The organism is Neobacillus sp. BF23-41, assembly GCF_041106275.1.
Genome location: NZ_JBGBPR010000056.1, coordinates 1 through 9589, shown reverse-complemented (window position 1 = coordinate 9589; position 9589 = coordinate 1). Strand labels below are relative to the sequence as shown.

At 35.3% G+C, this 9589-nt stretch carries 9 protein-coding genes; 6 read left to right on the top strand and 3 right to left on the bottom strand.

Features of this window, described 5'->3' with window-relative positions; genetic code table 11:
- Nucleotides 1-223 precede the first annotated feature (223 nt).
- The gene (locus AB7942_RS29550) at nucleotides 224-1228 is read right to left on the bottom strand and encodes a DUF3231 family protein (protein ID WP_369449637.1); all 1005 of its coding nucleotides are present in this window, start codon (nucleotides 1226-1228) and stop codon (nucleotides 224-226) included.
- 276 nt (nucleotides 1229-1504) lie between these two features.
- On the opposite strand from AB7942_RS29550, the gene AB7942_RS29545 reads away from it, so the two are divergent.
- The 3 genes from AB7942_RS29545 (at nucleotide 1505) to AB7942_RS29535 (ending at nucleotide 3086) form a co-directional block, all read left to right on the top strand.
- On the top strand, nucleotides 1505-1939 hold the full coding sequence (locus tag AB7942_RS29545; RefSeq protein ID WP_369449638.1) for a GNAT family N-acetyltransferase: 435 nt from the start codon (nucleotides 1505-1507) through the stop codon (nucleotides 1937-1939).
- 74 nt (nucleotides 1940-2013) lie between these two features.
- Nucleotides 2014-2481 (top strand): UPF0158 family protein, encoded by a 468-nt coding sequence (locus AB7942_RS29540; RefSeq protein ID WP_369449636.1) that lies wholly within the window; start codon nucleotides 2014-2016, stop codon nucleotides 2479-2481.
- 149 nt (nucleotides 2482-2630) lie between these two features.
- A complete protein-coding gene (locus AB7942_RS29535; RefSeq protein ID WP_369449635.1) occupies nucleotides 2631-3086 on the top strand; it encodes a hypothetical protein in 456 nt (151 codons plus the stop codon).
- Between the two features lie 171 nt (nucleotides 3087-3257).
- On the opposite strand, the gene AB7942_RS29530 is transcribed toward AB7942_RS29535, so the two are convergent.
- Complete coding sequence (locus AB7942_RS29530; protein ID WP_369449634.1) at nucleotides 3258-4106, bottom strand: helix-turn-helix transcriptional regulator; 849 nt, start codon at nucleotides 4104-4106, stop codon at nucleotides 3258-3260.
- 122 nt (nucleotides 4107-4228) lie between these two features.
- On the opposite strand from AB7942_RS29530, the gene fabF reads away from it, so the two are divergent.
- A complete protein-coding gene (fabF, locus tag AB7942_RS29525; protein WP_369449633.1) occupies nucleotides 4229-5467 on the top strand; it encodes a beta-ketoacyl-ACP synthase II in 1239 nt (412 codons plus the stop codon).
- A 334-nt stretch (nucleotides 5468-5801) separates the two neighbouring features.
- Here the strand turns inward: fabF and AB7942_RS29520 are convergent, their stop codons facing one another.
- Nucleotides 5802-6680 (bottom strand): processed acidic surface protein, encoded by an 879-nt coding sequence (locus AB7942_RS29520; protein WP_369449632.1) that lies wholly within the window; start codon nucleotides 6678-6680, stop codon nucleotides 5802-5804.
- Nucleotides 6681-7167: 487 nt separating this feature from the next.
- On the opposite strand from AB7942_RS29520, the gene AB7942_RS29515 reads away from it, so the two are divergent.
- The gene (locus AB7942_RS29515; protein WP_369449631.1) at nucleotides 7168-8046 is read left to right on the top strand and encodes an aldose 1-epimerase family protein; all 879 of its coding nucleotides are present in this window, start codon (nucleotides 7168-7170) and stop codon (nucleotides 8044-8046) included.
- Between the two features lie 574 nt (nucleotides 8047-8620).
- Entirely contained in the window at nucleotides 8621-9043 is a 423-nt protein-coding gene (locus AB7942_RS29510) for a CBS domain-containing protein (RefSeq protein WP_369449630.1), read from the top strand.
- Nucleotides 9044-9589: the final 546 nt, after the last annotated feature.

Below are 9589 nucleotides of genomic sequence, written 5' to 3'. Positions count from 1 at the left end.
AATCCCCACGAAAAATAATCATCATGAAGAAAAGAAATGCAAAGCTGAAGGTCTCGGCCTGATGTAGTAGCGGGACTAGTGGTAGCCCTCGTAAAGACAATGCGGCTTTACAGCCTATTCTTTCGAAACCCCTAGCTTTAGCTATGGGGATACTCATGTTGGAATTATCCATTAAATTAAGAAGCTAATTAAAAATATACCCCTCACTAATGAGGGGTATATCTTATTTATCTTGTGCAAGTTCTTTTCTATTGGGAGCAAGTGGTGGCTGTTCTAACCACTTGTTTTTCACCATAATATCGAACCAGTTTTTGGTAATTCCTAATGTTTTTAGAATTGCTTTTTCATAAGCTACAGCTAGGTCTGTTCGCATGGCTCCTGCTAGACCTGTCCCGTAATATACTTGTGCAGTTTGAGCCAAGAAACCCATATGATACAACATTAATTTATCTGAAAAAGGAGAGTCTTTTGACGTTGTAACCTCTGATTCCCACGACATTGGAACTGGCAAATTATCCTTGTGCATTATTTTTGAAAGTGCTTGTAGGTTTTCATCTGCGGTTTTTTCTAATTCCTCAAAAAACTTTCTTACTTCTTTCGATTCTGTGACTTGACTGAATCCGATTGAAAGGACCTTTGCCATAATGCCCTTTTTAATGTTAAGAGAAATACTGATAATTTCTGTAGCAGATAAAAGTCTCCCTTTTCCGAAGAATCCATCAGTAAAATCTTTGGTAGAAATAAATTCAGGGCTCTCGTTAGGATAGAAATAGGGGTCTCTTTGGAATATTCCTTTTTTAAGCAATAACTCAATGGTTAAATCGTACATACTTTTTGCATCATTATCACATGAATTGTAAAATTCCCGTATGTCCTTTCTGACAGAAACACTTAAAGCAGTTGTGTGACCCAACAAACCATGTATAGTCATAATATGTAAATAATTTAAGCAGAATGTGTCAGAAAACAATCTCTCTGCACTTTTATTAAGGTCGGACTCAGTAAATCCAATGGGAACTGGAAATCCATCCTTCTCAATGAAGGAAACAAGCTGCTTCTTTTGCTTTTCCCATGTCTCAATGGCTATTTCAAAAACTTTTTTTATTGATTCGTCTTCTAAAATAGAAATCATATACCTATTTACTATCTCGGCCATTGTTCCGTTGACATACTCCCCCCATAGTGTTCCTATTTCAGAAGATGTAAGTTTTAAATTATCATTTTCCATTTGTTCTCACCTCTTCAGTATTTTTCACTAATATAGAAATAGGTATGCATTTCTTTGGACTTAAACCTTTTAGATGATTAGTTGAGTAGTTTCTTGATGAACTAACGGGTGCTTGTGTTGAAGATCCAGTTGCAAGTTTTGGTTATTTTTTCTTATTGCACTAACGGTGCAGGTCTTTTGAAGAAGGAACCCTATATAAATGATGAGAAATTTATTTATTAGAAAGGGGATGATGATTTGAACTTTCGGACTATTGATATTGAAAAAGATTAGGCGATCATTATTAAATTCAGAAAAGATTCTTATGTTGTAAGTTTTGGGACTAAGGTTGGTTTTGGAGATGAAATTGCTTATATTAATCTGATAAGAGAAAGAGTCAATAAATTCCCAAATGGACAGGTAATCATTGAAGAAGACAATTTATCAATTGGGCAAATGGAACTTCAAATTCTGGAATTCGATGGGAAGGAAATTGGCTATGTAAATTTATTCTATCTTACACCAGAATATCCTGGTAAAGGGCTTGGAAAGGAATTAATTCGCAACGCAGAAAATTTTTTCATTTTCAGAAAATCTAATGTTTCTGAATATCATTTGCGTGTAGCTCCTACTAATCAAAGAGCCATTCATTTATATACTAAGTCTGGGGTGGTCAAATTAAGGGAAGAGAATGAAAAATATTTGGTTTATAGATTGAGAAAACTATTATAAACTACTAAGCGGAATAATCCTTTCTTATTTCACTAAGAGTGCATTAGTAAAAAATATCAAAAGGTGATCTAATAATGAGTATACAAGTTAAACTGAAAGATATAATTGAGGAAATGGAAATACAGTTTGAAGAGTCACGTTCGTTACTAAATATTAAAACTGGTGAAATAGTGTTAGTAACATCGGAGGACTTGAGAGCTGTTGAAGACGAAAAACCATTTGATCATTTACCTGAATGGGAACAAGCAAATAGAATGATCGCAATTGATGTGGTTGAAAACTTTGAAAATTACATTGAGTTACCTACAAAATATGAAGTGAATGAATATGAAATAATGGAAAACTTTTGCCTAACAGTAAGTGATCAACGCAACCAGGAATCATTATTAAGGGCAATTAAGGGAAAGGGTGCCTTCAGAAGATTTAAGGACAAATTAATAGATTTTGAAATGGAAGATCAATGGTATTCATACCGGGACGAGTATTTTAAACAAATTGCGATTGAGTGGTGTCAGGATAATAAAATAAACTTTATTGAATAGAAAAGGAGCGATTACTGAACAAAGAGTAATCGCCTTTTCTTATTAAGGTAAAGGGGCAGGTTAGTTCAATAAAAACATCATATAATTTCATCCAAATATGGATTAAAATAGTACATAGTAAATAGGAAATTATGGGGAGAGTTCTTATTATGAAGGCTAAATATTTATCTGTAATTTTGTTAACCTTTGTGTTATTAGTAGGGTGTGTTAATCAAAATAAAGCGTCAGTCTCAACAAAAGATTATGAAAAAATCAAGTTAGAATTAATTAAAAAGCAAACTTCAAAAGAAGGGATTCTATATTCCATAAAATTAATTAATGCTAGTGATTTTGTTATTAAGCAAAATAATGTTTATGTTTACTTTCCTATAAAAACAAGTCAATTGAGCTATAAAGGGAATGAATATAAAGTTGAAGCTACGGGAAACAAATTAGATATTCAACCAGGGGAAGAGGCTACATTAAATGTTTTTATGCCGTTTGAAGGTATAGGTGATAAATCTTTGTTGGGAATAGATACCCCTATTATTCAATTAAAAGGTTATTTAGATAGTGTTGATAACAAACATAAATTTAGTATAGGAGGAGACTTAATCAAAAATTGAAACCTAGTCTTCTTGAACTAATGGGTGCGTTAATTAAAGAAGACGGATCGCAAAATAACGGGTTCGGTTTTGAGCTAGAAAAGTGAATTAACACATCAAATAGCACAAAAAAAGGGGGAGGTTTTAGTCCCCCTTTTAACATATCAATTAGCACTACTTTCAGCTCTAATATTAACTTTTTTCACCTTTTTTCATCATCTTCTTTAATTTTTCTTCAGTAGAGGAACCCTCGACAGGAGTATAAATGCTACACCAAAAATCAGTATTACCATGAACTTGTAAAGAAGTTAAATTAAAAATCATTTTACCTGCCTTGGAATGTCTAAATTCAATTAATACTTCGGGAGCCATATTTACCTGATTTTCTTGCCATAAGGACTTAAACTCTGGATTAAGATTAGTCATTTCTTCGAGAAATTGAGTGTACCAATCATCCCCCATGTGTTGTCCATAATAAACCCGAAAGATGGATAGAAAGCCTTTCACAAAATGCTCCCAATTGACAGCTAAAGACCTCAATTCTTTCCTAGTAAACACTAAGCGGATTAAGTTTCTCTGTTCAATGGGAATTTGTTCAAAATCCAAAAAAACATAGGCTGCAGCAGGATTCCAACCAACGATTTGGAAATGTCGGTCTGTGATCAGAGTAGGGCAATATTTTAATTCTGTTAAAATTTTTTCTAAAGAAGGGGAAATTTTTGTTTGTAAAACGTCTTGTTTATACACATTTGTGTTTACTTCTAATGCTAAATCGTATAGATACTTTCGTTCATCGTTATTTAATTGTAGAGCAGATGCTATAGAATCTAGTACAGAAGACGAGACCTTAATATTTCGCCCTTGTTCCAGCCATGTGTACCAGGTAGTGCTCACTCCAGCTAACTGGGCAACTTCCTCCCTCCTTAGACCTGGGGTTCTCCTCCTAGTTCCGGTTGGTAATCCTACTGATTGAGGTTGTATATTTGCACGTTTTGACTTTAAAAATTCGGATAGGGCTTCTAATCTAGTTTTGCTATTCATGTTCACAATACTCCTATCTTAAAACGATTATCATATTACTAATTATACTATGATAAACAACAACTTGTAATAGGATAAAAACAGTGTGAAAATATAGATAATCTTTAAGAGGGGGAATAAATATGGAACGAGTTGTGATTACAGGAATGGGTGTCGTGTCACCATTGGGAAACAATGTTGAAAAATTTTGGAGGAATTTGACCGAAGGCAGATCTGGAATTTCTTACATTCATACATTTGATGCTAGTAAACATAAAACCAAAATTGCTGGACTAGTTAAGGAATTTAATGCTGAAGATCTACTTGGACAGAAGGAAGCAAGGCGTATGGATCGATTTTGTCATTTCTCTCTTGCTGCAGCTGAACAAGCATGGAACGATTCCAAACTGAACTCTACGGAAATTGATTTAGAGCGTCTCGGTGTATATGTTGGTTCAGGAATCGGCGGAATTGAGACGTTAACTAAAAATATTGATATTCTTCGAGAAAGAGGACCTCAAAGGGTAAGCCCCGCGTTGGTTCCAGCGATGATTGCAAATGCGGCTTCTGCACAAATCAGTATTAAATATGGTGCATTGGGACCTGCGATGGCACCGGTCTCCGCATGTGCAATTGGAAATACAGCTATTGGTGAGGCATTCAGAACAATTCGGTATGGTTTCGCTGATATCGCATTTGCCGGAGGGGCGGAAGCTGCCGTAACAGAATTGTCATTAGCCAGTTTTGAAAATGCAACTGCTTTATCTTCAAGGAATGATGACCCAAGTGCTGCTAGTCGTCCCTTTGATTCGGAAAGAGATGGATTTGTCATGTCTGAAGGTGCAGGAATCTTAATACTTGAATCCTTAACACATGCTTTACAAAGAAATGCACAAATTTATGCTGAAGTAATTGGATACGGTGCTAGTTCGGATGCCTATCACATGGTATCCACTCATCCAGAAGGCAGAGGAGCGTATCTTGCCATGAAAATGGCTTTAAAGGATGCGTCCATTTCGATTGATGATGTGGATATGATTAGTGCTCACGCAACAAGTACAAAGGTCGGTGACCTATCTGAAACAATAGCGATAAAAAAACTGTTTGGCGAACGGGCATACAGAATACCTGTTACCGCAAATAAGTCGATGACAGGTCATTTATTAGGTGCCGCTGGTGGAGTTGAAGCTATTGCATTAGCAAAAAGCCTGAAGGAGGGCATCATTCCTCCCACAATCAACTTAGAAAATCCCGATCCTTTATGTGATTTAGATTTTGTACCGAACGTAGCCCGACAAACAAATCTCAACATAGGTCTCTCCAATTCGTTTGGGTTCGGCGGGCATAATGCAGTCATTGCTTTGAAAAAATATGAAATGTAAAAATATTCTTAAAAATTGGTTAGAAAATCAACAATACTCTTTAAAAGAAAAATAGCATTATGCGGATTTTAGATTCTTTAGTTATGAAGACGAATGAGACCTGTGGTTAAAGGACGGTTATAAGGGCGATTCTTCTAAATGAAGGTCGCCTTTTTCTTAATTATAATGAAAGATTGTGAAATATTACACTTAAACTATAGGGTGCTTTAATTGAATAGAATCTACCTAACTTCAATTTATCCATGAGAAAAATAAAGCCCATCTCATTTTAAATGAGAAGGGCAAAAAGGGCGTTTATTCTAAATCAAGTTGAGAAATAAAATGACCAGTTTGTTTATTTTAAACCTTTTTGAGCATCTTCATATTTCTCTTCATGCATATGGTCTACATAATCATCTGAAATCTCACCTAAATGAATCATGTCTTCCCCATCTACAATAGCTTCCATTGATTCAAAAAACTCTCTAGGGATGTTAAAATCGATGAGAAGTTCCCCAGAAGTACTATAGACATTGCCAGATAAATTACCTGGAGGTTCTTTCATTTTTAGTAAATTCTTTAATGTTACAGCCTGACCGTCAGCTTTCAAGTTCACTTTAACTTCATACAGTGCAATGGTTTGCTCTAATATTCGAACCAGCTCATCCAGGTCTTCAGCGCTTAATTGGGAAGGATCTTCTACATTCATTAAATTTTCCCACAGTGTATCGTTTGTTGCCATTTGGTCTAGTTGGTCTTTATTTTTTTCTTCTACTTCCGCTAAATAGTTGAAAAATCTCTCTGCTTCTGCTTCTGTTATGCCCAAATCCGATAATGCTTTTTCAACTTCCGCCATATCTTTATCGGCATTAATATAAAATTCAACTGTCGCATCCATATCCTCGATAAACTTATATTCATTTACGGAGTCTCCAAAATGATCCATTAAGTCATTTAGTTCTTTTTCAGTCAGACCATATTTTGTTAATAAATCCTGAAAATTATTCGAGTTAATAGGGGTACCCAGGACTTCTTTTAGGTCTTCCACTGTATTATATTCATTTAAAGGAATTTCGTAGTAATCAACATAATCCAGAAATTCTTGTTTAGTCCATCCGATTTCGGCTAAATACTGGTTTAATTCATTTTCAGGCGGTGCTGCTTGTGCCGAGGGAACATTGAACAGGAATGGAATCGTAAGCAAGCATATAAGCATAGCTTTTATATAGACCATTAGTACCCTCCTTTATATTTGGTGCATTAATAATTTACCCTTTTTGATCCTTATTAGAAATGCAATTAATTCCTACACTATGGGGCTTTATATAAAAAATATGTCACAAGGATATTCCCTTAATTTGTCTAATACACTTGGTATCAACTGATCGTAGGAGCAGGTTAGTACAAGAAGAGAAACGGCTCTTTAAAACGCATTTGACTCAAAATGTGAAATAGGAAGGATGATTGTTTTGACTAAAAGACACGAGTTAAAAATATTTCTTTAGATCTTTAAAGGACAAAAATAAAATGTAAGAGCTTATTTACACAAGCAATAATTACTGTCTGAAGAGCACGAAGTAGCAGGAATAAAGCTAGCTACATTGGTAAACATATAAGGTTATCAGGATTTATGATAAATTAAAGACTCTTTCCTATGTGCAGTGGAGTCTTTCAGAATAATAAAAGGAAGTAATTCCAGACCAGAGAGATGAGGGAATAAGATGATTGTAATTGAAAATGATTGGTTGAAGGTAGGTATAATAAGCAATGGAGCAGAAATTCGTAAAGTGAATCATAAGAAAAATGGGATAGACTATATGTGGACAGGGGATAACGCCTATTGGGGACGCGTCTCTCCTGTATTATTTCCGATTGTTGGACGGTTAAAGGAAGATCGATATCAACTGGATGGTCAGACCTACAAGATGTTACAACATGGCTTTTTGCGTGACGTTGTATTCGATGTGGATGAGCAGACAACAACAAACGTTTCTTTAGTGTTTGAGTCTGCTGGACGCTTCATTAATGTTTATCCTTACGAATTTAAAGTTATTATTCGTTATATACTCAAAGGGGACTCACTCATTGTTCAGTGGGAAATAGTGAATGAAAGCAAGGAAGAGATGTATTTTTCAATTGGTGCACATCCTGCATTTAAGATTCCGCTTGTAGAAAATGAAACAATTGAGGACTACAGTTTAAACTTTACTCCTGCAGCAAATAAGGATGTGATTGAATATGAGCTAAAGAATTCTCTTATTCATGAGAGAGGAACTGCTAATGATATTTCAACGATTCAACTCACTCACTCTCTATTTGCACATGATGCCCTCGTTTACAGCAATATCGAACAAATAACATTGGTATCTAATAAATCGAGACATGGCGTAGAAGTAATGTTTGAAAATTTTCCATTTGTTGGGATTTGGTCAAAATATATGGACGCAGATGATACTATGGCGCCGTTTATTTGCATTGAGCCCTGGTACGGCATTGCCGATACATATAATACATCTGGGAACATGAAGGAGAAATTTGGAGTGAATATGCTTGAAACAGGAGAAACATTCCAAGCTGAGTATAAAATGAAGTTTAAATAGTAGTAGAGAGATGCACTCAAATTCTTCATTTAAGCTAAAGGGAATAATAATAAACGAAACACCCACATAATGTAGATTGTACTTCCCATAGTGTTACTACCAAAAAAATAAACCACTTGTAACTGAGTTTGATACGTATCAGTCAAGTGCAGTGCTTTTAGGCACACCGGGTAAGGATTATTTTACTTTTATCACTTATTTAACTAAAGGGTGCTTGAGTTTAACAAAGGGGTGCTGCGGCGGCTCTTTTTTTGTTCGGAGAGCGTTTATTAATAAGCCTATGGATTAGGGTTGACTGGATTAAGGTCAGTATCAGTATTGACACTTCCTACCCATTTTCATTCTCTGTGGTGCAGCACTGATTTTGTGCTGCATGGATGGCTAACGGGTGCAAAACTTGAAGTTCAAGCTGCCATTTTGGTGGCTATTTTTTATCGTATTAACGAAGCAGGTTAAGTCAACAATGTCCCTTAGTTCAAATGCCTCCCTAAAATTTAGGTAAGTTATATTTTAATTCTGAATGGAGAAAATACATTAGACAAATGATTTTAACCGAAAAGGGAGGAAAGGAAAAATGACAAAAGTACAAGATGTAATGTCAAAAGATGTAAAGGTATGTACACCGCATGAGCCAGTGACAGCCGCAGCAAAAATTATGCGTGATATTAATTGTGGTTCCGTACCGGTTTGTGAGGGTAAAAAAGTAGTGGGAATGATAACTGACCGCGATATTGTCCTTAACTGTGTTGCTGATGGAAAAGACTGTAGCACAATCCATTGCCATGATGTTATGACTTCAGATGTAATTACCTGTTCTCCGGATACAGATGCACATGATTGTGCTCGTTTGATGTCTGATAATCAAATCCGCCGTATCCCTGTGGTCCAAAATGGAGAATTGGTTGGCATTTGTGCTATTGGTGACCTGGCAACAGTTGACATTCATATTAATGAAGCAGGGGATGCGTTAAGTGATATTTCTCGACCGCTTCAATAAGAAATTTTCAGATTAATAAAAAAAGGAATAAACCGAGGGAAACGGGTTTATTCCTTTTTTAATTCAGGCTTAATATATTCTCATGATTTTTGTAAGTCTATTTTAAAACTACATTAACCTGACGAGTTAAAGATTGTGAGGAATTGTACTTAAAGTAACGGGTGTTTGAATTCAAAAGGGGTGAATTAAGTTAATAGAAAAGCAATCAAAGACAGTAAATGTATAATTATTTAAATTGTTGAATAAATATTCATTATATGTTAATATAATAATAGTTTAAATTCTTCTGAGTTTAGACCTCCTAAAATGGACTTAGCCTAGACCACTAAGTTCAACTTTGACCTTTGATTTTATAGATCAAAGGTATTTTTTTGGATATTTTTGTAAATTGTCACTCATTCTACATAATTCTTGAAATAAGAACGAGTGATATTCAGTGAATAACAGTTTGTGAAATGTTGTACTTAAGCTAACGGGTGCTTGTGCGGCCGAGCCTAGGTCGTATCATATAGCGGGTGGGATTCCCGTCGAGTAAGAACTAGCCAT